This is a genomic window from Gemmatimonadota bacterium (assembly GCA_041390105.1).
Classification (GTDB): Bacteria; Gemmatimonadota; Gemmatimonadetes; order Longimicrobiales; family Gaopeijiaceae; genus JAGQIF01.
Window position 1 is genome coordinate 1,039,160 of record JAWKQO010000001.1, and the last position, 21,529, is coordinate 1,060,688.

Consider the following 21,529-nt stretch of genomic DNA (forward strand, 5'->3'; position numbering starts at 1 on the left):
CTCAGGCCGGCTCCGCGAAGTGGTCGAAGGCGTGCGGAGTCGCGTCGTGCCCCCGCACCCGCACCTCACCCGGCCCGGCGACCGCCGTTCCCACCCGCGTGAGCGGGATGCCGAACCGCCCCTGGAAATCGTCCACCAGGGCTTCCACCGCACCCGCCGGGGCCAACAGCGCCAGCTCGTAGTCCTCTCCTCCCGCCAGAGCCAGTCGCTCGGCCTCTCGACGGTCGGCCGTCCTCCGAAGCACGCCAGGGTGGATCGGAAGCGCGCCGGCGTCCACCAGCAGGTCGAGGCCCGAGGCCGCGGCCAGGTGCCCGGCGTCGCCCACCAGGCCGTCGGACAGATCGATCAACGCGTGCAGCACGCCGGCGTCCGCCAGCCAGCGCGCCTCGCGCACGCGCGGCGTCGGCCTCAGGAAGGCCTCGAGGGCCTCGGCGTCGGGCCGGCCCCCTTGCTCCCAGGTCCGGACAGCCTGAGCCGCCCCGCCGAGGCGACCCGTCACCCACAGGGCATCCCCCACCTCCCCTCCCGAGCGGAGCACGGGCCGGCGCGCGGCACCCAGGCAGACCACGTCGACCACCCAGGGTGCGCCGGCAGGCACGCGGGCGAGGTCCCCTCCCACGACCAGGGCGCCGCAGGCCTCGGCGGCGTGGCGGCCCCCCGCGACCAGGCGCGGCACCACGTCCGCTGCGCTCTCGCCGTCCACGCCCAGAGCCAGCAGCACCGCGACCGGCTCCGCCGCCATGGCCGCGAGGTCGGACAGCGCGGCGCGGGTGGCCCGCTCGCCGATCTCTTCCACCGTCATCCACTCGCGGCGGAAGTGTACCCCCTCGATGGAGAGATCCACGCTGATCGCCAGGGGACCGGCATCGAGCACGGCCGCATCGTCCCCGGGTCCCACCGCGACGCCCCGGCCGGCACGGGCGGCACCGGCGAGCGCCCGCTCGATCAAACGGAACTCGGTGCCCGCCCCCAGACCGAGGGAGGATGGCTGGAGGGCTACCACGGTGCGGGGAGGTCCATGAGGACGAAGGGCAAGGCGAGATCGCTCGCGCCCGGCGGCGCAGAACGCACTTCCGGAAGCCGTTCCACGAGGTCGCTCGGAGTCAGGGAGTCACCCAGCGCGGCTCGGCGATGGGCCGCGCCGCTGTCGTGCAACGCCAGGCCGCACGCAGTGAACAGGTCGACCCCCTGGGCCGCGTAGGCACCCGCGACCCCTGCCAGGACGTCTCCCATGCCGGCCGTCGCCAGATCGGAACTGCCCTGCACGTCGATGGAGAGGGCTCCCTTCGGCTCACAGACGACGGAGGGGGCCCCCTTGGCCAGGACCACCACACCGGTCTCCGCGGCCAGGCCCCGCGCCCGGTCCAGGCGCTCCGGCTCTGCCAGCGCGCTCCCGGTGAGCCGACCCAACTCGCCCAGGTGGGGCGTCGCCGCCGCAGGTCCTTGTCCGGCCCAGGCACCCAGCCCCGGCGCCCGCCCCGCCGCGCTCAGCGTGAGGGCGTCGGCGTCCATCACCACCGGACTCGCGGAGGCCGCGGCCAGCACGCGTTCCAGGGCGTGGACGGCCAGGTCGTCGAGCCCCATCCCGGGGCCCACCACCACGGCGTCGGACGTCCGCACCGCCTCGGCCAACTCCCGCGGATCCTCGCGATCCACGTAGAGGGCTTCGGGCACGCAGCGCTGCAGCACCTCTCGATTGGAGGCAGGCGACGCGACCCGAACCAGGCCGATCCCGGCACGCAACGCGGCGCGCACACAGAGCAGAGCCGCTCCGGCCATGCCCTCGCGACCGGCCACCACGAGCAAGGAGCCCACCGCCTTCTTGTGCGTGACCGGCTCTCGGCGCGGCCGCCGGGCTGCTGCCCACCCGGGAGTGAGAACCCGTGCATTCCCCAAGCGCGCGTCCGCTGGGGGAAAGCCGATCTCCACGGCGATCAGGCGTCCCGACCGAGCGCGACCGGGATGGAGGAGGGTTCCGAGCTTGGGGGCGCCGAAAGCCACCGTGGCCGTGGCCGACACCACGGCTCCCTCGGCCGCGCCGCTGGTGGCCGAGACGCCGGAGGGAACGTCCAGGGCCAGGACGGGCCGGCCTGAGCGGGTGATGGCCTCGATGGCCCTGGCCTGCGCCTCCCGTGGAGCCCCGCGCAGCCCGGTGCCCAACACCGCATCGACGACGACCTCGGAGCCGGCCAGCGCCTCGCCCAGTCCCCCAGCTTCGCTGGAGGCGGACGGGATGGACCAGCCGTGCCCGAGAGCGGCATGCCCAGGGTCCGACCCGACCGTCAGCACCTGAACCGATCGGCCCCAGGCACACAGCGTCCGCGCCAGCACCCAGCCGTCGCCGCCGTTGTTGCCGGTGCCAGCCACAACCACCACGGGGCCGGCGGGGAAGAGTCGAGACAGCACCTGCGCGGCGCTACGACCCGCATTCTCCATGAGGACCGGCTGAGGCACACCCCGCTGTTCGATGGCCCAGCGGTCGAAGGCCGACGCCTCGGGGCCCGTGGGTGCAGCGAGATCGGGAACACCGGTGAGAGAATGGAGGAAGCCCGCGGGTGGCGACGTCATCCGCCCCCCTGCGACGCAGCGCGTGCCCCGGGCACGCAGCCCCTACTTGTAGCTGGGGCCGATGGCCCGACCCAGCGTGATCTCGCCGTTGTCGATGCGGATGTTGAATCCGCACTCGGGGTTCGAGCACACCCACGCCTTGAAGCGGATGGGCGCACCGTCACGCCCGTAGTCCGACAAAGGGAGCAGTGTCCCCGTTGAGCACTTCATGCAGCCGGGGTATCCCCGATCATCCGCCATTGACTCTCCACCTCTCGGCGCGGTCGTCTTGCACGATCCCGGGCCGCCCGGCCCGGAACGCTTAGAGCCTCGCCTCCCACGGGTAATCCCGCTCGAAGGCCTCCTCGAAATCGAAGACGTCGCTGAAGTCTTCCACGCGGTCGTGCTCCTGCTTGATCAGCACGCCACAGTCCACCAGGGCGAACACGATCTCGCCGAGGTCCTCGGTCGTATGGATGCCCCAATGCTCCAGGACCGTCCGGGCCATGGGCCCGTACTGCTCCATGGCGAGCCCCCGCACTCCTTCCGAGAGCTCCCTCCCGGAGATGTGCCGGGGCTCGGGCAGCGTAGCGATGACCCGATGCAACGCGGAGAGCACGAGAAGATACGCCTTCCCGTGGAACCGTGGGTTCCGCTCCTGGAGTTGCTCCAGGATCTCTTCGGCGAACTGCAGTTCGGTCATGGGCGCAAATGTCGGCGGAGGGCCCTGGCGGCGCCAGCCCCCCGGGACCGGCCGCCGGGAAGCCCTGCGGGCCGCTCCCGGCTCAGGCCGGGACGGGCTCCGCATGCAGTGGGTAGCGGGCGCACAACTCGCGCACCTGGCTCGCAACCTCCTGCCCTACCCGCTCGTCGGCGGGCGCGTCCAGCAGGTCGGCGATCCAGTGCGCGATCTGCCTGAGCTCGCTTGGTCCCATCCCGCGTGTCGTGAGCGCAGCGGTGCCGATGCGAAGGCCGGAGGTGACAAAGGGGGAACGCTGCTCGCCGGGGACCGTGTTCTTGTTGACGGTGATCCCGGCGTGCTCCAGCCGCGCCTCGGCATCCTTCCCGGTCAGCGAGTGCCCGGACAGGTCCACCAGCACCAGATGATTGTCCGTCCCGCCGCTCACCAGCGACAGCCCTCGTTCCATGAGGGTGTCGGCCAGCCCCTGGGCATTCTCGACCACGCGCGACGCATAGCCCGCGAACTCGGGCGCCAGCGCCTCCTTCAAGGCAACGGCCTTGGCGGCGATCACGTGCATCAACGGTCCGCCCTGCGTGCCTGGGAACACGGCTTTGTCCACGGCCTTGGCGTGGGCGTCCTCGCAGAGGATCAGGCCGCCGCGCGGACCTCGCAACGTCTTGTGCGTGGTGGTGGTCACCACATCGGCATGACCCACGGGTGTGGGGTGCACGCCGCCGGCGACCAGTCCCGCAATGTGTGCCATGTCCACCATGAGGAGCGCGCCCACCTCGCGAGCGATGTCCGCAAACGCCGCGAAGTCGATGATCCGTGGGTAGGCGCTGGCCCCCGCGATGATCATGCGAGGCCGTTCGGCACGGGCCTGGGCACGCAACGCGTCGTAGTCGATGCGTCCCGTGTCTTCGCGAACGCCGTACGCACGGATGTCGTACAGCTGACCGGAGAAGTTGACCGGCGAGCCGTGCGTGAGGTGTCCACCGTGGCTCAGGCTCATGCCGAGCACGGTGGCGCCCGGCTGCAGCAGCGCCAGGAACACGGCCATGTTGGCCTGTGCTCCGGAATGGGGCTGGACGTTGGCGTGGGCGGCAGCGAAGAGGCGCTTGGCCCGCTCGCGGGCCAGCTCCTCCACCACGTCCACGTGCTCACAACCGCCGTAATAGCGCTTGCCGGGCAGTCCCTCCGCGTACTTGTTCGTGAGCACCGTTCCCATCGCCTCCAGCACCGCCGGGGAGACGAAGTTCTCGCTGGCAATCATCTCGAGCTGGCCGGCCTGCCGGCGCTCCTCCAAGCGGATGGCCGCGTGGACCTCGGGGTCGACAGCCTTCAGGTGCTCCACTCGCAACTCCTCTCCGTAGGACCTCTCAGACCCAGCTTCGCTGCAGGATGCGGGCTTCCTGGAGGCGCTGCTCCGCCAGACGATCGGCCGCCTCGCTGGTGGGCACGCCTTCTTCGGAGGCATGGGCGAAGATGCGCAGCAGGGTGTTGTAGATGTCACCGGCTTTGCGCTGGGCGCGCTCGGGCGCCCAATCGTTGAGCTCGCCGTAGACGTTGATGAGCCCACCCGCGTTGATCACGTAGTCGGGTGCGTACAGGATGCCCTGGCTCTGCACGGCCTGGCCGTGCCGCGCCTCGGCCAACTGGTTGTTGGCCGCACCCGCGATGATGTCGAACTTGAACACTTTCAACGTATCGTCGTTGACGATCGCCCCCAGCGCGCAGGGTGCGAACACATCGGCGTCGACGCCGTAGACTTCTTGCGTCCCTACGGCCGTTGCCCCGAACTCCTCGACGATCCGTTGCACCCGTTGGGCGTCGATGTCGGTGACGGTGAGCCGAGCACCGTCCTCGTGCAGGTAGGAGCACAGGTAGTAGCCCACGTGTCCAAGCCCCTGCACCACCACGTGCTTGCCGTCCAGATCGTCGGTGCCGTAGCGCTCGTGCGCGCACGCCTTGATGCCACGGTACACGCCGTACGCGGTCACCGGAGAGGGGTCCCCCGAGCGACCCAGCAGGCCCACGACCGAATCGGTCTCCATGCGCACGAACTCCATGTCGTCCACAGAGGTCCCGACGTCTTCGGCCGTGATGTAACGCCCCCCCAGGGACTCCACGGCCCGTCCGTGGGCGCGAAAGATCATCTCGCGATCGCGCGCCTTGTTGTCTCCGATGATGACGGACTTGCCTCCACCCAGATTCAGTCCGGTGATGGCGGCCTTGTAGGTCATGCCGCGGGACAGTCGCAGTGCATCGACGATGGCCGCGTCGTCCGATTCGTAGTTCCAGAAACGCGTGCCGCCCAACGCCGGCCCGAGCGTCGTGTCATGAATCGCGATGATGCCCTTGTATCCCAGCTCGGGCTCGCTCCAGAGCACCAACTGCTCGTGTCCGCGGGTCTCGAGAGCCTCGAAGATCTTCATTCTTGGGTCGTCCTATCGTGGTCGGGACTCGGTCGCCCGACGGTCAGTCGTCCCTGCGCAAGAGGTCACGTGCGACCACCCAGCGCAGGATCTCGTTCGTTCCCTCGTAGATCTCGGTTCCTTTGGCGTCCCGCATCAGCTTCTCCACGGGATAGTCGCGCATGTAGCCATAGCCGCCGAAGATCTGGACGGCTTCGTCAGCGGCGAACATGGCGGTCTCGCTGGCCAGCACTTTGACCGCCGCGCACGACGCCGGCAGCGTCAGGTCGCTGGAGGTGACCTCGGTCCCGGCCAGATCCAGACGCTCCGCGGTGGACCACAGCAACGAGCGGGCCGCTGCCACGCGGATCGCCACCGCGGCCAGCTTCTCCTGCATGGCCCCGAACTCGCCGAGGGGGCGCCCGAATTGCTGACGCTCCCGGGCATAGCGGGTCGCGTGCTCCCCGGCCGCCTGAGCGATGCCCACGGCCTGGGCCGCCACTCCGAGGCGGCCGAGGGTCAATGCGCGCATCGCGTATCCGAAGCCGCCGCCGGCCTCGCCCACCAGAGCTTCCTCGGACACTTCGAGATCGAGGTCGACGCCCACCGTCTCGGAGGCCCGCAGCCCCAGCGTGCTCTCCCGGTCCGTGACGCGGTACCCGTCGGAGCCGGGCTCGACCAGGAAGACCCCGAGGTCGTGAGGTCCCGCGCCCGTGCGAGCGAACACCGCCACCACTCCGGCGCAGGCACCGTTGGTGACCCAGCGCTTGCGGCCGTTCAGTCGCCACCCCCCGGAGGTGCGCGTGGCCGTGGTCTGGATTGCGGCCGCGTCGCTTCCGGCCCCTGGCTCCGTCAATGCGAAGGCCCCGAGCACGTCGCCCGAGGCCATCGGTGTCAACCACCGTGTGCGTTGCGCGTCGCTTCCGAAAGCGAGCAACAGCTCCACCACCGGTCCGTTGTGGATGGAAAGATCCAGCGCCACGGAGGCATCGCCCCAGGCGATCTGTTCCAGCACCGTGACGTAGGTGCGCGCATCCAGCCCCAACCCCCCGAAGGCGTCGGGCACTCTCAGTCCCAGGAAGCCCAGCTCGGCCAGCTTGCCGTGCAGGTCCGCATCATAGGCGCGCTCGGCGTCCCAGCGCGCGGAGTGGGGTCTCAACTCACCGGCGGCGAATTCCCGGGCCAGGGCGCGTAGCTCCAACTGCTCCGTCGAGAGCATCATCTACGCGTCGTACCGGTAGAAGCCGCGCCCCGCCTTGCGCCCCAACCATCCGGCCGCCACGTACTTCCTGAGCAGCGGGCAGGGGCGATAGCGATCATCCCCGAGGCCGCTGTGCAGGACCTCGAGGATGTTGAGGCAGGTGTCGAGTCCGATGAGGTCCGCGAGCGCGAGCGGACCCATCGGGTGGTTCATTCCCAGCTTCATGACCGTGTCGATGGCCTCGGCCTCCCCCACCCCTTCCATCAGACAGAAGATCGCCTCGTTGATCATGGGCATAAGGACGCGATTGGAGACGAAGCCCGGGTAATCGTTGACCTCCACCGGCTCCTTCCCCATCTCGCGCGAGAGCTCGAAGACCGCTGCGGTGGTCTCGTCCGAGGTGGCCAGCCCGCGGATGACCTCGACCAGCTTCATGACCGGCACCGGGTTCATGAAGTGCATCCCGATCACTGCTTCGGGGCGTCGGGTGCGGGCGGCGATCTGCGTGATGGAGATGGAGGACGTGTTGCTGGCGAGGATCGCCCCCGCCGGAGCGGCCTCGTCGATCACGGCGAAGATCTGGTTCTTCAGATCGGCGCGTTCCGGTGCCGCCTCGATGACGATGTCGGCCGCGCCCGCCGCCGCCGCCAGATCGGTGTCCGTTCCGATGCGGGCCAGCACGGCGGATCGGTCGTCAGCGCTGAGCAGGTCCTTCTTCACCTGTCGGTCGAGGTTTCGTTCGATGGTGGCCAGGCCGCTGGCCAGCGCCTTCTCATTCACGTCCACCAGGCGCACCTGCCGGCCCGAGAGGGCGGCCACATGGGCAATCCCGTTCCCCATGGTGCCAGCGCCGACCACCGTAACGCGTTCGAGCTTCATTCCTCTTCCGTCCGTGAGAGCCGTCCGGGAACAGCCTGCCTAGTACTCCGACCCCTCCGACGAGTGCCGCATCCGCAGCCGCGGTAGAGGACCGCGCATCAGTGTCGCCGGGGCTGGTGAAAGCCGCCCCGTGCGAGCCAGCCAAACCGTCGCTGCACAGAGCACGATCAGGGCCGCCAGGCCTCCCTCCGGGCCGAAGGCACCCCCGCCCCACCACGTGGGACCGCGCGGCGCGGCCACCAGGTAAGGGGCATCCACCAGATCGAGGCCGCTGACGGGCAGGTCCGCCCAGAACCCGAGCCCCCAGTTCCAGCCGAGGTGGACGGCCGAGGCCCACCAGAGGCTCAGCGTGCGAAGGTACACCATGCCGAGAAGGGCGCCGGCCGCGGCCAGGGAGGCCAGCGCCAACGGAGTCACGTCCGGATTGCTGAGGTGGAGAGCGGCGAAGGCCACACTGGTGAGCCCCAACGCCGGGAGGCCCCCGAACCGGGCGGCCAGAACCTGGAAGGGGTAGCCGCGAGCCAACGCCTCCTCAGCGGCGGCCGGGAGCGCGAAGAACGCCAGGGAATGCCAACCTGCCGCCAACCAGCCCAGGGGCGTGCCGGCCTCCCTCGTCAGGGCCAGGCCCCCACCGAGTCCGACCAGGGCCGTCGCACAGAGCCCCAGCGCCAGCCCCAGGCCGAGACCCAGCCCCAACTCCCGGGGGATCCCGGCGTGCAGGGGGAAGCCCAGCGCCCCTGGCGGCAGGCCGTCCAGCCGCAGGACCGCGAAGCCCGCCAGCACGGACGCCCAGAGCAACGTGAGCGCCCCTCCCAGCCACGCAGTCGCTCCCGAAGCGTCGGCCACCAGGACGAGCGCGGTGCCAACTCCGAAAAAGAGGGCGAGACGCCCCACGAGCCCCCACCAGCCGGCGCCAAGAGGGTCCTCCGCCACCGACCGAACCTCCCGGGGTTCAGCCCCGGACGCCACGTCCTCCGCGGATCGCCGCCAGCAGCGCGGCTGCCAACGCGGCCTGGATCACGGCCCCGGGAAGGAACGGCAGCACGCCGAGTCGGAAGGCGCCGCCCAGACCCTGTCCCGACACCAGCGCGAGCTGGGACACTCCGCCCAGGAAGATGATGGCCAGACCGGCGCCGGTCCCCAGCGCCGTCCGCAGCAGGCCCGTCCGCCCAGCCAGGACCCGACCGGTCACGAAGGCGGCGACCGGGAAAGCGGCCAGATAGCCTCCGGTCGGCCCCATCAGCCAGGGCAGACCTGCACCGCCGCCGGCGAACAGGGGAAGACCGAGTGCCCCCGCCAGCACGTAGGTGCCGACCGCCAGGGCGCCTGGGACAGCCCCGAGCAGCCCGGCAACCAGCAGCACCGCCACCGGCTGCAGGGTCACCGGGACGGGCGTGCCCGGGAGCGGGATGGCCACGCGCGCCGCAGCCGCCAGCAGGGCGACGGCCGCGAGTTGCGTCAGGGCCTGGGTCGCAACCGGGGAATGGATCCAATGCCTGGTGTCGGGTCGCACAGAGGTTCCTCGTCGGAGGGGATGGGAGGCCGGGCTCCGGCGTGATCTACACCTTCTCCACGGAGAGCGCCACCGCATTGCCCCCGCCCAGGCAAAGTGTGGCGATGCCGGACGAGCCGCCGGTGTCTGCGAGCGCCCCCAGCAGGGTCACCAGGATGCGGGTGCCCGAGGCGCCGATGGGGTGCCCCAGCGCCACCGCCCCGCCGTTGATGTTCACCTTGGCCTCGTCCATCTGCAGCTGACGCATGTCGGCGATGGCCTGGACGGCGAAGGCCTCGTTGACCTCGAACAAGTCGTAGTCCCCGATGGATTTGCCGTCCTTGGCCATCAGCTTCTGGACCGCCTGCACCGGTGCGAAGAAGAGGTCCTTGGGTTCGGTGGCGCCCGACGCGTAGCCGGTGATGATGGCCTCCACGGCCAGGCCGTGCGCTTCGGCATACTCCAAGGAGCACACGGCGATCGCGGCCGCACCGTCGTTCAGCCCCGGGGCATTTCCGGCGGTGACCACCAGGGTCTCGATGTCCTTGGGAGCGTCGTTCGGGAACGCCGGACGCAGCTTGCCCAGGGCTTCGAGGGAGGTGTCCTTGCGAGGCGACTCGTCGGTGTCGACGACCGTCACGCCCTTCCGCGTCTTCACCTCGACCGGGACGATCTCGTCCTGGAAGCGGCCGGCTTCGATGGCGTCGATGGCCTTCTGGTGGGAGCGCAGGCTGAACTGGTCGGCGTCCTCGCGGCTCACGCCTGCCTTGGCCGCCGTGTACTCGGCGTGACCGCCCATGTGGCAGTGGCCGAAGGAGCACCAGAGGCCGTCGTAGATCAGCCCGTCCTGCACGGTCTGGTCGCCGAACTTCACGCCCTCGCGCAACCCACGCAGGTAGAAGGGTACGTTCGACATCGACTCCATGCCGCCGGCCAGGATCAGTCGGGCGTCTCCGGCCTTGATCGCCTGGGCGGCGAGCATCACGGCCTTGAGACCGGAGCCGCACACCTTGTTGACGGTGAGCGCGGGCACGGTGGCTGGGACACCCCCGCGGACGGCGGCCTGGCGTGCGGGCGCCTGGCCTTCACCGCCGGTCACGACGTTGCCCATGATCACCTCGTCCACATCCGCGAGGTCGATCCCCGACCGTTGCACGGCCGCGCGCAGCGCGATGGCCCCGAGGTCGGGAGCGGTAAGCGAAGACAGACCCCCCAGGAAGCGCCCGATGGGGGTGCGAGCCGAGCCTCTGAGGAGGACGGGAGTAGTGGCCTTGTTCATAGCGTGACCTTCTCCGGAAATCCGGCGGGACGGGTTCTGGAAACACGCGACCACCTGGGCAAGGTGGCCGCCGAAAGATACAGCGGGAGCGGGGGGCCGGGGATGCGCTTCACCGTGCCTCCACCACCTGCACCAACTCCGGCCGACCAGGGTCACCCTGGAGCCTCGCGCTCACCACGATCGGGTCGTGCTCGAAGACCAGGGTCCAGCCTTCGTTGACCGCCCGCTTCCACAGCCACGTCTTGGTGTCGAGGGTGACGAGCGGCTCCACGTCGTAGCCCATGATCCAGGGGAGGGGCACGTGGGCACTGGTCGGGCACACGTCACCCAGAAAGATCACGGTCTCGCCGGCGCTTTCCACCAACACCGACTGGTGATGCGGAATGTGTCCGGGGGTCGGCAGCACCCGGACTCCCTCAGTGACCCCGGCTTCGCCCTCGAGCAAGTCGAAGAGGCCGGCGGCGGCCACCGGTTCGTAGTTGGGGGGCAGATAGCTGGCTCGGATGCGAGGGTTGTCCCAGCGGGCGAACTCGATCTCCCGGCGCTGCACCACGTAGCGCGCTCGCGGAAACGACGGCACGGGGGCGCCTTCCCCGCCCGGTCCTCGTCGCGTGTTCCCGCCCGCATGGTCGAAGTGCAGATGCGTGTTTACGACGATGTCCACGTCCTCGGGTTGGTGACCCGTCGCCCGGATGGCGTCTTCCAGAGCGGTGGGGGTGCCGGCGTTCTCCAGGCCGTAGATGTCCTTGAACTTCTCGGACTCCTTGTCGCCTGCTCCGGTATCGACGAGCACCAGCGCGGAGGGCGCCTCCACCAGGAGGCAGCGCATGGCCAGCGGGATGCGGTTGCGCGCGTCGGCAGGGATTCGCTTCTCCCAGAGCGGCTTGGGCACCACGCCGAACATGGCACCGCCGTCGAGGCGCTGCAGTCCTGCCTCCAGCGCGTGGACACGCAGCGTGCCCACGTTGAAGCTGGTCACGCCTCCCGGAGTCGCAGGTGTGCTCATTCTGGAGTCCGTCCGAAGAGGTCTCGTTGCGCGCGCGAGCGACGTGCGCGCCGCTCGGGTACGTATCGAAGATAGCGCTGCAGGGCGAACAGGTCGGAGAGGCCCATGCGCTCGGCGAGATCCAACAGCCGCACCAGCACTCGCGCGGTGGCCATGGCATCCCCATGCGCGCGGTGGCGTTCGTAGATGGGCACGTCGAAGTGGTCGGCCAACCCGTCGAGGCTGCGGTTGCGCAACTCGGGCAGCAGCCGCTTGGCCAAGCGAACCGTGCATAGCCGCGGCACGGGCGGCACGGTGCCGGAGGTCTCTCCGATCTGGCGCGACAGGAAGCCCCAGTCGAACCCGACGTTGTGGGCCACGAAGACGCGCCCTTCGATGCGCCGCACCACCTCGGTGGCGACCTCGTCGAAGTAGGGCGCACCCGCCAACAGGGCGTCCGAGATTCCGGTCAAGCGGAAGACGGAAGGGGGGACCGGGCGTCCCGGGTGCACCAGCGTGTGCCAGCTCTCTTCCACACGACCGCCCCGCACCTCGACGACCGCTACCTCCGTGATGCGATGGCCCCGCGCGAAGGGGCCCCCTGTCGTCTCGACATCCACGACGGCGAAGGCGAGCTCTCGCAGCGGCTGTCCCACCGGCACGGCACCGGGCGCCAGCGACCACACGCCCTCCCCATCGACTGCGAAACGGCTGTCTCCGCCCAGGAGCGAGAAGACGGCCTTGGACGCGGCCCCCGGATGCCCGGACAGCCCCAACACCTCGGCCGCGACGTGGAGCGTGGTGTGGGGTCCCGATTCGAGGAGGCGATAGGCGCGGTCGACCAGGGAGCGAGGCCGGCTCGCGCTCACGCGTCCGCGTCCTGACTCAGCGAGTAGGCGAGCGCCTCCAGCTCCATGGACATGTTCACGTCCCGGAGGGCGATGCCTTCCGGAGCGTGCAGCTGCGTGGGCGCGAAGTTGAGGAACCCGTGCACCCCGGCCGCCGCTGCCCGGTCCACCACGGCCTGCGCCGCTCCCACGGGCACGGCCACGATGGCGATATCTACAGGCGTGTCGGCCAGGACGCGCTCCATGTCGCGCTCGGCCACCACGGTGAGGCGGGCGAGCCGTCGCCCGACCTTGGCCGGATCGCTGTCGAAGACGGCGACGATATCGAAGCCTCGCTCCCGGAAGTCCCCGTATTCGGCCAGGGCCGACCCGATCCGCCCCGCACCGATCAACGCCACCCGCCACCGCCGTCCCAGGCCGAGAATGGCCTTCAGCTTCCGCGCCAGGTCGGCAACCTCATAGCCCCGCCCGCGCTTCCCGAACGAGCCGAACAGCGAGAGGTCCTTGCGCACCTGTGCCGCGGTGGTCGCCCCCTGGCTGGCCAGCTGACGGCTGGAGACGGTGGCGACCCCCTCGTGCTCGAACTCCTCCAGGAAGCGGAGGTAGAGCGAGAGCCGGCGTACGGTCGAGTCGGAGATCTTGCGGGACACGGGGGCCAAACTTGTGAAATCCTTCACAAGATAGTCCCCCACCGGACCGGGTCAACGTGACGCGTCAGTGCGTCACCAGCAGGCCCCGGGCGAGGCGCTCGTCCTCGGCGCGGGCGGCGCGGCGCCCTTCGTCGACGTCGACACGACCCAGCAGGATCATTCCGATCACGAAGAAGACGATCAACGAGGCGATGGAGTAGCGGCTCTGGCCCGACACCTGGTTGATCAAGGCGAAGAGCAGCGGCCCCATGATCCCCGCAAACTTCTCGCCCACGCTGAAGAACCCGAAGAACTCCGAAGAGCGGTCCCTGGGAATCATGGACGCGAAGAGCGAGCGGGACAGCGCCTGCGACCCACCCTGCACCATGGAGACCAGGATGGCGAGTGCCCAGAAATGCCACGCCGAGCGCATGAAGAAGCCGAGCACGCAGATCCCGGTGTACGCCACCAGGGCGAGGTAGATTCCGCGTTTGGTGCCGATCCGCCCGGCGAGCATTCCGTAGGCGAACGTGAAGGGGATCCCCAGGAATTGGACCAGAAGGAGCGCACCGATCAGGTGCGTCTGTCCGATCCCGATGTCGGCGCCATAGATGGTCGCCATCTTGATGATGGTCCCGATGCCGTCGTTGTAGCACCAGAACGCGATCAAGAACACGAACACCTGCCGGAAGCGCCGGACCTCGGCCAACGTACCCACCACGCGCTGAAAGCCGACCCGGATGGGGTTCTGGCCGGCCTCCGCCCGCCAGGCATGCGCAGGCGGCTCCGGTACGCGCCGGAACACCGGCACCGAAAACACGAGCCACCATACCGAGACGCTGAGCAGCGACAACCGGGATGCCGTCGCGGTGTCGGGTATGCCGAACGTTCCCGGCGATAGGATCCAGGCCAGGTTGAGAGCCAGCAGCAGGCCCCCCCCGACGTAGCCGATCGCGTAGCCCGCCGTGGACACCCGATCGATCTCATCGTGGTCGGCGATGTGGGGCAGGAGCGACTCGTAGAAGACGTTGGCCCCAGCGAACCCGATGTTGCCGAGGATGAAGACGGCCGACGCGTACAGCCAGTCGCCTTCCCGCACCCACCAGAGGGCCGCTGTGAACGTGACGCCGAGTCCGACGAACCCCGCCAGGAACCGCTTCTTGGCTCCCAGGAAGTCGGCAGCGGCGCCCAGGACCGGGGAGGCGACGGCGATCAACAGCAGTGCGAGGCTGGTGGTGTAGCCCCAGTACGTCAGCGCCTGCCCGGGCGGAAGGCCGGAGCCCGCGACCTGTTGATAGTATACCGGCAGGACCGCAGCCATGACGGTCGTGGCGAAGGCCGAGTTCGCCCAGTCGTACATCGCCCAGGCGCGTAGCTCACGCCGGTCCAGGCCGAGACGGGCCAGGAGCGATCGGGGGGATTCACTCACGTAGACGATGCCGGGCTTTGGAGGTCGCGGTCCAGGGCTCGACGGAAGGTCACGCCCCAAGGTTCATCCTGCTCGAGCAGCGCTCGAACCAGTGCTACCCAGCGCCCCGGTTCGACCTGATCGGGTCTGGCCTCGGGAGGCAACCCGACCGCGTCCAGAACGTGGGAAGCGGCGGCTCCGAGCGCCAGGTCGGGATGCTCCCTGAGCACTTTGACCATCTGTTTGCGGCGCCACTGAAAGGCCGCCCGCACCAGGACGCGAAGTCCGACCTCCTCGCGCGCGCTCAAACGAGGGGGCCGATGCGGCGTGATGCGCAGCACCGTCGACTCCACGTTGGGCCGCGGGCGGAACGCACCGGCGGGCACGTCCAGGACGCGTTCCACGTCAGCCACGGCCTGCACTCCCACGCTCAGCGCTCCGTACGTCTTGCTCCCGGAAGCTGCGCGAATGCGGTCGGCGACCTCCCTCTGCACCATGACCACCACGGCTCGGGGCCGCGGACGGGAGAGGACGTGGAAGAGCAGAGGGGTGGTGATGTTGTACGGGATGTTGCCGACTACGATGAGCCGGTCGGGATCCGCGATGCCAGCGAGCGGTACGGTGAGCGCGTCCGCGTGCACCACGTCCAGCCGGGGATCCTGTGCGGCGCGCTCCTCCCAGTGGGCGGCCAGAGCGTCGTCCAGTTCGATCACCACCAGGCGAGAGGCCCGCTCGAGCAGCCGTCCGGTCAGCGCCCCGCGGCCGGGTCCGATCTCCACCGTCACATCGTCGGGCTCGATGGGGACGGCGGCCACGATGCGATCGGCGATGCGCGGATCGACCAGGAAGTTCTGGCCGAGTGAGCGCTTCGGATGCCGGGCGTCGATGGATGGCCGGGGGGTCACACGCGGACCAACATGGCCGTGCGGTCGTCCGCCGGCATGTTGCCGTTGCTCTCCTCTGCCAGGTCGAACAGGTGGGCCACGATCTCCGCCACGGGACGTGTGCGATCGGCCACGACGGTCGCGATCACGCGGTCCTCGCCGTTTCCGCGGCGGTCGCGCGCGAGGACGTCCGAGAGACCATCGGTGAACAGCAACAGGAGGTCTTCGCTCTCCCAGGGGGAGCTCTTCTCGCCGTAGCGCCCCTCGGGCGCGATGCCCATCGGGGGGTCGGTGGCGACCAGCCGCACGGCCGCTCCGTCCGGCGAGATGCGGAAGGCATGCGGGTGCCCTGCGTTCGCGTAGACGAGCCGATGGGCCGCCGGATCGATGACACCGTAGAACAGCGTCAGGTACATCTCGGTGGTCTCCAGCTCGTCGCGTACGGCCCCGTCCACGCGGGCCAGCACGCCGGCGGGTGAGCCGCCCTCCGCTGCGTAGATGGCAGCGGCACTCATGACCAGCGTCATGATCAGCGCGGCGGGGAACCCATGGGTGGAGACGTCCCCGATCATCACGCCCACACGGCCGCCGCCCAAAGGGAACAGCTGGTAGAAGTCTCCGCCCACTTGCTCGGCCGGGCGTACCCGGGCCGCCACCTCCGCGTGCGGAAAGCGATCGGCGGCGGGGAGCAGCTTCATCTGCAGGTCGTGCGCGAGCTGCATCTCCCGCCCCATGCGTTCCTGGGCCAGGGTCTTGGCGATCAGTCGGTTGTTCTCGAGCGCCGCACCCACCTGGCTGGCGATCGCGGCCAGCAGCTTCTGGTCGCTGGCATTGAAGCGTTCCCCGTTGCGCCGGCCGACCAGGTTGATGACGCCCACCGTGCGAGGCACCCCGGAGGGAGGCGTGTAGCGGATCGGCACCGAGAGCACCGTCTCCGAATCGCGCACGTCCGTGCGGCGCTCGGGCAGACGGCGGTCCGCGGCCCCTCCACTTCCCTCGGGGCCGAACATCAGTGGGTGCCCCTCGCGGAAGACACGGGCAGTCACCGCATCGGCATCGTCCACCGTGATGGGCTCTTCGCGGCCAGCCCGACCGACCGAGGCGACCAGGTTGAGCAGGTCGGCCTGGGCATCATACACCCACAGCGACCCCCGCTCCGCGGCCAGGACGTCGCACACCTCGTTGAGGATGGCGTGGGCCGCGTCCTCCAAGCGCAGGATCGAGCCCAGCGTCTCGGAGATCGAATACAGCAGGTTGATCTCCTCGTAGCGCTCCGACAGCTCGTAGGTGAAGAAATGGACCTCGTGATCGTGGTCGAGCGCACGCTCGACCTGACGCGCGACCAGCTCGGCCACGGGTTGGCTGGCGAGCGGTCCCGAAACCCCAACCTCGAGGTGTCCAGGCACGCGACTTTCGATGAGCGCGCGATAGGGGAAGTCGTCCAGCCGTCCGGTGGTCCCGGGCTCGAGTGCCACGCACTCGCCATCACGCCGAAGGAACAGACCGATGTCGATCCCGAGGCCCCGCTTGAAGTCCTCGAGGGTGCGGATCGCGGTTTCGGGGAGCGGCGGCCCCGCCGGGCCGTCCGCGGTCATGCCGGGGCTCCCCCCAAACCGCCCGAGCCCGAGCGGAGAATCAGGGTCACCGAATTGCCCTGCTCATTGTAGTGGACTTCGTCCATGAGCTGGCGCATCAGGAACACCCCGCGACCGCAGGGGCGCCGCCGGTTCCGCGGCAACGTGGGATCGGGCACGCAGGCGGGATCGAATCCCGGCCCCTCGTCCGTGACCCGCACCGTGATGCTGCTGACGGCCCGCATGATCTCCACGCGCACCCGCTTGGCCGGGTCCTGCCGGTTCCCGTACAGCATCGCGTTGCTCAGGGCCTCGGTGAGACCCACGCGCAGGTTCAGGCTGAGCTTGCGGGGATCGGCATGTCCGTTGAGGGCGGAGACGACGTACTCGACCGCCGACTCGATCGCCGCCAGGTCGTTGGGGAGCTCGAGTACGAGATCGTCCAGCCGTGGGTCGCCGAACCCCATGAGGGACAGGAAATCCTGGGTCACAGGCCCTGGAGCGCCTCGGCCCTTGAATCCGCGATGACGAACAGAGTGTCCAGCTTCGTGAGCTCGAAGAGCGTGCGGAGATCCTCGTTGAGCCCCGCGAGCCTGAGCTCCCCTCCTTGCTCCCGGATCTTCTTCGAGAGACTCACCAGAACGCCGAGTCCCGAGGAGTCGATGTACCCCGTGTTGGAGAAGTCGATGACGAACGTCTTCTCGCCCTTGTCGAGCTCTTCGAGAACGCGCTGCTTCAGTTCTTGGCGGTTCCCGACGATGAGCTGACCTTCGACGTCCACCACGGTGATGTCTCCTTCGCGAGACACGGTGAAGCCCATCCTGCCTCCGGGGTCTGCCTTCGGGATCGGGAGCGCGCGGCCACTTTCGTGGACGCGGATCGCACGGGCGGCCGAGCGATCAAACGATAAACGAAGCCGTCCGGACAGGGCAACCCGCTCGGCTCAGGCAGGTTCCACCGCCAGCAAGGCCGTGATGCAGGCACCCCACACGATGTCCTCCACGGAGGCGCCACGCGACAAGTCGTTCACGGGTCGGGCCAGCCCCTGGAGGATGGGGCCCAGGGCCGTGGCCCCGGCGAGCCGCTGCACGAGCTTGTAGGCGATATTTCCGGCGTCCAGATCCGGAAAGACCAGCACATTGGCGGCACCCGCTACGGTCGATCCCGGGGCCTTGCGGGCAGCCACGGCAGGCATCAGCGCCGCATCGGCCTGCAACTCGCCTTCGGCGGGAATGGCCGGCGCCAGGGTCCGAAAGCACTCGACCGCCTGCCGCACGTGCTCGACGGCCGGGCCCGCCGCGGACCCCAGCGTCGAATACGAGAGGAAGGCCACTCGCGGGCTGTCCCCGACCACCCGCGGGCGGGCCTGGCAGGCGGCCAGGGCAATGTCCGCCAGCTGTTCCGGTGTGGGGCTGGGGACGACGCCCGCGTCCGTGAAGGTGAGCACCTCGGGGCCCAGCCCGCGGAAGGAGGCCACGTCCATGTAGAACGACGAGGAGACGGTCGCGAGTCCGGGTGCGAGACCCACGCCGAGCAGAGCGGCGCGGATCACCTCGGGCGTGGACCGGACGGCCCCGGCCAGCGCGCCGTCGGCGTGGCCCGCTCCGACCAACGCGCACGCCTGCTGCAACGGGTCCCGCAGGCGCTCGCTGGCTTCCGCCGGAGAGAGCTTGCCGCCCCGCCGCGCCACCGACTCGTCTCGTAGGCGCCCCAACAGCTCGCCCGGCGGGTCACCCATGACCTCGGGAAGGTCCCCTTCCCCGAACCTCTCTCGCAGCTCGACCTGCAGACCGGCGGGCGCACCCATGAGCACGGGGCGCGCGAGCTTCTCCCGCTGCAGACGCACCGCCGCCTCCTGCACGCGCGGGTCTTCACCCTCCGGGAGCAGAATGCGACAACGGGCGGCTCCAGCCCGCTCGCGGAGCCGCTCCAGGAACGTGGAGGTTCCGCTCAAGGCCCTTTGAGCGCAGCCGCTACGTGCGGCGCCACGAAGCGCGACACGTCTCCCCCCAGGGAAGCGATCTCCCGCACCAACGACGCCGACAGGTAGTCGAAATCGTGATTGGGGACCAGGAAGACGGTCTCCAACTCCGAGGAGAGCGCTCGGTTCATCTGCGCCATCTGGAACTCGTACTCGAAATCGGAGACAGCGCGCAGACCACGGATGACCAGCGTGGCGCCCACCTCGCGAGCGTAGTCCACCAACAAGCCCGAGAAGCGCGCCGGTTGAATCGCCGGTTCGCCCGCGAACGACTGCGCGAGCATGTCCAGGCGCTGATCGATCGTGAACCGCGGACGCTTTACCTGCGTGGCCACCTCGGCCACGGCCACGATGACCCGATCGGCGAGCTGCAATCCCCGACGGGCGATGTCCTCGTGCCCGCGGGTCACGGGATCGAACGAGCCTGGGTAGAGCGCGATGCGTGGACGGTCGGTCATGCGAACACATGGGTGAGCGTGGTGTCCCCGTACCGCCGCTGCTCCAGCCGGGGATCGTCTGGAACCGGGTCGCGCGTACGATGCTCCACCCAGAGCTCCTTTGCAAATGGGCGTTCCAGGAAGCGCTCCAGCAGGGCCTCCTCGATCCCCTGCCCGTACGGGGGATCGGCGAGCGCGATATCGAAGTCGACTCCGGTCAGCCGGCTCAAGTAGCGGAGCGCATCGCCCCGCACCACCTGCACCTCCGAGGCTGCGCCCAGGGCCGCCACATTGGAGTCGAGCGACTCGAGCGCCCCCCGCGCGCGTTCCACGAACACAACGGACTGCGCCCCCCGCGACAACGCCTCCAGACCGAGTGCTCCCGATCCCGCGAAGAGATCCAGTACGCGCGCGCCGGGCAATCGCGGCCCCAGCGATGCCATCCAGGCTTCGCGCACACGGTCGGTGGTCGGGCGCACGTCTCGGCCCCGCGGGGCCCGGATCGTGTGGCCGCGCCACCGCCCCGCGATGATCCTCACGGGGCGCTGGACCGCACGTCGCTCAGTCGCAAGCGGAGGGAGGTCCGTCCCTGCCAGGTCTCGCGCCGTACCTGGAAGATCGCGTCGACCGGCCCGGTCCCGAGCGCTTCCGGAGACACACGGGCGGCCAGGCTGAAGCCGATGGCCGCGAAGCGCGCGCGCCCGGCGCCCATCTCGAGGCTCAGGTGTCCGTTGCCCACGACGCGCGGGGGGCGCGTGAGGGGCACGCGCCGCGCCAAAAAGGTGGGCCGGGGGTTGCCGACGCCGAAGGGGCCCACATGGCGAAGCAGGTCGTAGAACGTATCGTCGAGATCCGCGAGGTCGAGCTCCACGTCCGGCCGGAGCGCGGGGCGGAGGGCATCGCCGTCCAGGTTCGCCCGGGCGATGCGGTCGAACGCGTCTTCGAAGGCGGAGAGGCGGTCGCGCTGGATGTCGAGTCCTGCGGCCATGCGATGGCCGCCATAGCGATCCAGCAGATCCCCACAGGCGTCGATGGCATCGTAGAGATGGAAGCCCGGGACGGAACGGGCGCTCCCCCGCCCCCGCTCCCCATTCAGCGAGACCACGACCACCGGACGGTGCACGCGCTCCACGATGCGCGAGGCCACGATCCCGATGACGCCCGGATGCCATCCCTCCCCCGAGATCACGAGGCCGTGGCGCAAGCCCTCCCGGGCGCTCCGACGCAACGTGGCCAGCGCCTGCTCCAGCGTTCGCTTGTCCTCCTCCTGGCGGGTCCGGTTCAGCTGCACCAGCTGCTGGGCCAGCGCGGCGGCTTCGCCCGTGTCGTCTGTGAGCAGCAGATCGAGCGCGCGACGCGCTTCGTCGATGCGCCCGGCCGCGTTGATGGGCGGCGCCAGAACGAATCCCACCTTGCCCGCCTCCATCGTGCCGCCGGCCAGGCCGGTGGCGTCCAGCAACGCGCCCAGACCCACGCGCTCGGTCCGCTCGAGGGCGCGCAGCCCGATGCGGGTCAGCGCCCGGTTCTCGTCCGTGAGTGGTACGAGATCGGCAATCGAGGCCAAGGCCACCAGATCCAGGTGCGGGAGCAGCGCGTCGGCAGGGAGTCCGCGCTCACGCGCCAGCAGGGCGCAGAGCTTGTAGGCCACGCCTGCGCCGGACAGCCCCCGGTTGGGGTATTCGGAATCCTCCCGATTGGGATTCACCACGGCCACAGCGGGCGGCAGGTCCGGCGCTGGGGTGTGGTGATCGGTCACGATCACGTCGATCCCCAGCGCCGCGGCGTCGGCGACGGCCGCGTGGGCGCGGACGCCGCAATCGACGGTCACGATCAACCGGGCTCCCGCCTCGCGGGCCTGCGTCACGCCGGCCGACCTGAAGTCGTAGCCGTCGCGCAGACGGTGGGGGACGAAGGCCACGACATCGCCACCGAGGGCGCGCAGGAACGTAGTCAGCAGGGCGGCGCCGGAGATCCCGTCGACGTCGTAGTCCCCGTGCACCAGGATGCGCTCGCCCACGGCGAGGGCGGACAGGATCCGCTGCGCAGCTACCGCTCCGTCCGGAAGGAGCGCGGGGTCATGAAAGTGATCGACCAGCGGCCGGAGGAAGCGCTTGGCCGCATCCGCGTCCGCGTGGCCCCTCGCCACCAACAAGGCACACAGTGCCCGCGGGAGGCCAAGCGCTCGGTGTAGGGCTGCGACGGCCTCCGGGTCCGGGGAGCCGGGTTCGACCCAGCGAGGTCGCGGCCACTCCAACTCCGGCTCGAGGCCGGTGGATGGGGACGCCACGG

At 69.8% G+C, this 21,529-nt stretch carries 23 protein-coding genes; all 23 read right to left on the bottom strand.

The window, feature by feature from the left end; all coding sequences use genetic code 11:
• Position 1 precedes the first annotated feature (1 nt).
• Entirely contained in the window at positions 2 to 1,003 is a 1,002-nt protein-coding gene (thiL, locus tag R3E10_04670; GenBank protein MEZ4415025.1) for a thiamine-phosphate kinase, read from the bottom strand.
• Positions 997 to 2,568 carry an NAD(P)H-hydrate dehydratase gene (locus tag R3E10_04675; GenBank protein MEZ4415026.1) on the bottom strand — a complete coding sequence of 524 codons (1,572 nt, stop codon included), beginning with the start codon at positions 2,566 to 2,568 and terminating at the stop codon, positions 997 to 999. Before R3E10_04675 ends, thiL begins: the two co-directional genes overlap by 7 nt.
• A gap of 42 nt (positions 2,569 to 2,610) precedes the next feature.
• On the bottom strand, positions 2,611 to 2,778 hold the full coding sequence (locus tag R3E10_04680) for a hypothetical protein (GenBank protein MEZ4415027.1): 168 nt from the start codon (positions 2,776 to 2,778) through the stop codon (positions 2,611 to 2,613).
• Between the two features lie 91 nt (positions 2,779 to 2,869).
• Entirely contained in the window at positions 2,870 to 3,250 is a 381-nt protein-coding gene (locus tag R3E10_04685) for a hypothetical protein (protein ID MEZ4415028.1), read from the bottom strand.
• Between the two features lie 82 nt (positions 3,251 to 3,332).
• Entirely contained in the window at positions 3,333 to 4,583 is a 1,251-nt protein-coding gene (gene glyA, locus R3E10_04690; protein ID MEZ4415029.1) for a serine hydroxymethyltransferase, read from the bottom strand.
• 25 nt (positions 4,584 to 4,608) lie between these two features.
• Entirely contained in the window at positions 4,609 to 5,664 is a 1,056-nt protein-coding gene (locus R3E10_04695; protein MEZ4415030.1) for an amino acid dehydrogenase, read from the bottom strand.
• A gap of 43 nt (positions 5,665 to 5,707) precedes the next feature.
• Positions 5,708 to 6,865, bottom strand: a complete 1,158-nt coding sequence (locus tag R3E10_04700) for an acyl-CoA dehydrogenase family protein (protein ID MEZ4415031.1) — start codon at positions 6,863 to 6,865, stop codon at positions 5,708 to 5,710.
• Entirely contained in the window at positions 6,866 to 7,723 is an 858-nt protein-coding gene (locus R3E10_04705) for a 3-hydroxybutyryl-CoA dehydrogenase (protein MEZ4415032.1), read from the bottom strand.
• Between the two features lie 39 nt (positions 7,724 to 7,762).
• Complete coding sequence (locus R3E10_04710) at positions 7,763 to 8,656, bottom strand: CPBP family intramembrane glutamic endopeptidase (protein ID MEZ4415033.1); 894 nt, start codon at positions 8,654 to 8,656, stop codon at positions 7,763 to 7,765.
• A gap of 19 nt (positions 8,657 to 8,675) precedes the next feature.
• Positions 8,676 to 9,236 (bottom strand): biotin transporter BioY, encoded by a 561-nt coding sequence (locus tag R3E10_04715; protein ID MEZ4415034.1) that lies wholly within the window; start codon positions 9,234 to 9,236, stop codon positions 8,676 to 8,678.
• 46 nt (positions 9,237 to 9,282) lie between these two features.
• Positions 9,283 to 10,494 (bottom strand): acetyl-CoA C-acyltransferase, encoded by a 1,212-nt coding sequence (locus R3E10_04720; protein ID MEZ4415035.1) that lies wholly within the window; start codon positions 10,492 to 10,494, stop codon positions 9,283 to 9,285.
• A gap of 109 nt (positions 10,495 to 10,603) precedes the next feature.
• Positions 10,604 to 11,500 carry an MBL fold metallo-hydrolase gene (locus R3E10_04725; protein MEZ4415036.1) on the bottom strand — a complete coding sequence of 299 codons (897 nt, stop codon included), beginning with the start codon at positions 11,498 to 11,500 and terminating at the stop codon, positions 10,604 to 10,606.
• Positions 11,497 to 12,348 (bottom strand): 3'-5' exonuclease, encoded by an 852-nt coding sequence (locus tag R3E10_04730; protein MEZ4415037.1) that lies wholly within the window; start codon positions 12,346 to 12,348, stop codon positions 11,497 to 11,499. The genes R3E10_04725 and R3E10_04730 overlap by 4 nt, the downstream gene beginning before the upstream one ends.
• On the bottom strand, positions 12,345 to 12,977 hold the full coding sequence (locus R3E10_04735; GenBank protein ID MEZ4415038.1) for a redox-sensing transcriptional repressor Rex: 633 nt from the start codon (positions 12,975 to 12,977) through the stop codon (positions 12,345 to 12,347). The genes R3E10_04730 and R3E10_04735 overlap by 4 nt, the downstream gene beginning before the upstream one ends.
• 64 nt (positions 12,978 to 13,041) lie before the next feature.
• Entirely contained in the window at positions 13,042 to 14,385 is a 1,344-nt protein-coding gene (locus R3E10_04740) for an MFS transporter (GenBank protein ID MEZ4415039.1), read from the bottom strand.
• On the bottom strand, positions 14,382 to 15,269 hold the full coding sequence (gene rsmA / locus R3E10_04745; protein ID MEZ4415040.1) for a 16S rRNA (adenine(1518)-N(6)/adenine(1519)-N(6))-dimethyltransferase RsmA: 888 nt from the start codon (positions 15,267 to 15,269) through the stop codon (positions 14,382 to 14,384). The genes R3E10_04740 and rsmA overlap by 4 nt, the downstream gene beginning before the upstream one ends.
• A complete protein-coding gene (locus R3E10_04750) occupies positions 15,266 to 16,843 on the bottom strand; it encodes a GAF domain-containing SpoIIE family protein phosphatase (protein ID MEZ4415041.1) in 1,578 nt (525 codons plus the stop codon). The genes rsmA and R3E10_04750 overlap by 4 nt, the downstream gene beginning before the upstream one ends.
• A complete protein-coding gene (locus R3E10_04755) occupies positions 16,840 to 17,313 on the bottom strand; it encodes an ATP-binding protein (protein ID MEZ4415042.1) in 474 nt (157 codons plus the stop codon). The genes R3E10_04750 and R3E10_04755 overlap by 4 nt, the downstream gene beginning before the upstream one ends.
• Positions 17,310 to 17,642, bottom strand: a complete 333-nt coding sequence (locus R3E10_04760) for an STAS domain-containing protein (protein MEZ4415043.1) — start codon at positions 17,640 to 17,642, stop codon at positions 17,310 to 17,312. Before R3E10_04760 ends, R3E10_04755 begins: the two co-directional genes overlap by 4 nt.
• Positions 17,643 to 17,765: 123 nt before the next feature.
• The gene (locus R3E10_04765) at positions 17,766 to 18,776 is read right to left on the bottom strand and encodes a phosphate acyltransferase (protein ID MEZ4415044.1); all 1,011 of its coding nucleotides are present in this window, start codon (positions 18,774 to 18,776) and stop codon (positions 17,766 to 17,768) included.
• Positions 18,773 to 19,261, bottom strand: coding sequence for a pantetheine-phosphate adenylyltransferase (gene coaD, locus R3E10_04770; GenBank protein MEZ4415045.1), 489 nt, complete (start codon positions 19,259 to 19,261; stop codon positions 18,773 to 18,775). The genes R3E10_04765 and coaD overlap by 4 nt, the downstream gene beginning before the upstream one ends.
• Positions 19,258 to 19,779, bottom strand: a complete 522-nt coding sequence (gene rsmD, locus R3E10_04775; GenBank protein MEZ4415046.1) for a 16S rRNA (guanine(966)-N(2))-methyltransferase RsmD — start codon at positions 19,777 to 19,779, stop codon at positions 19,258 to 19,260. The genes coaD and rsmD overlap by 4 nt, the downstream gene beginning before the upstream one ends.
• Positions 19,776 to 21,527 carry a single-stranded-DNA-specific exonuclease RecJ gene (gene recJ / locus R3E10_04780; GenBank protein ID MEZ4415047.1) on the bottom strand — a complete coding sequence of 584 codons (1,752 nt, stop codon included), beginning with the start codon at positions 21,525 to 21,527 and terminating at the stop codon, positions 19,776 to 19,778. Before recJ ends, rsmD begins: the two co-directional genes overlap by 4 nt.
• Positions 21,528 to 21,529 lie beyond the last annotated feature (2 nt).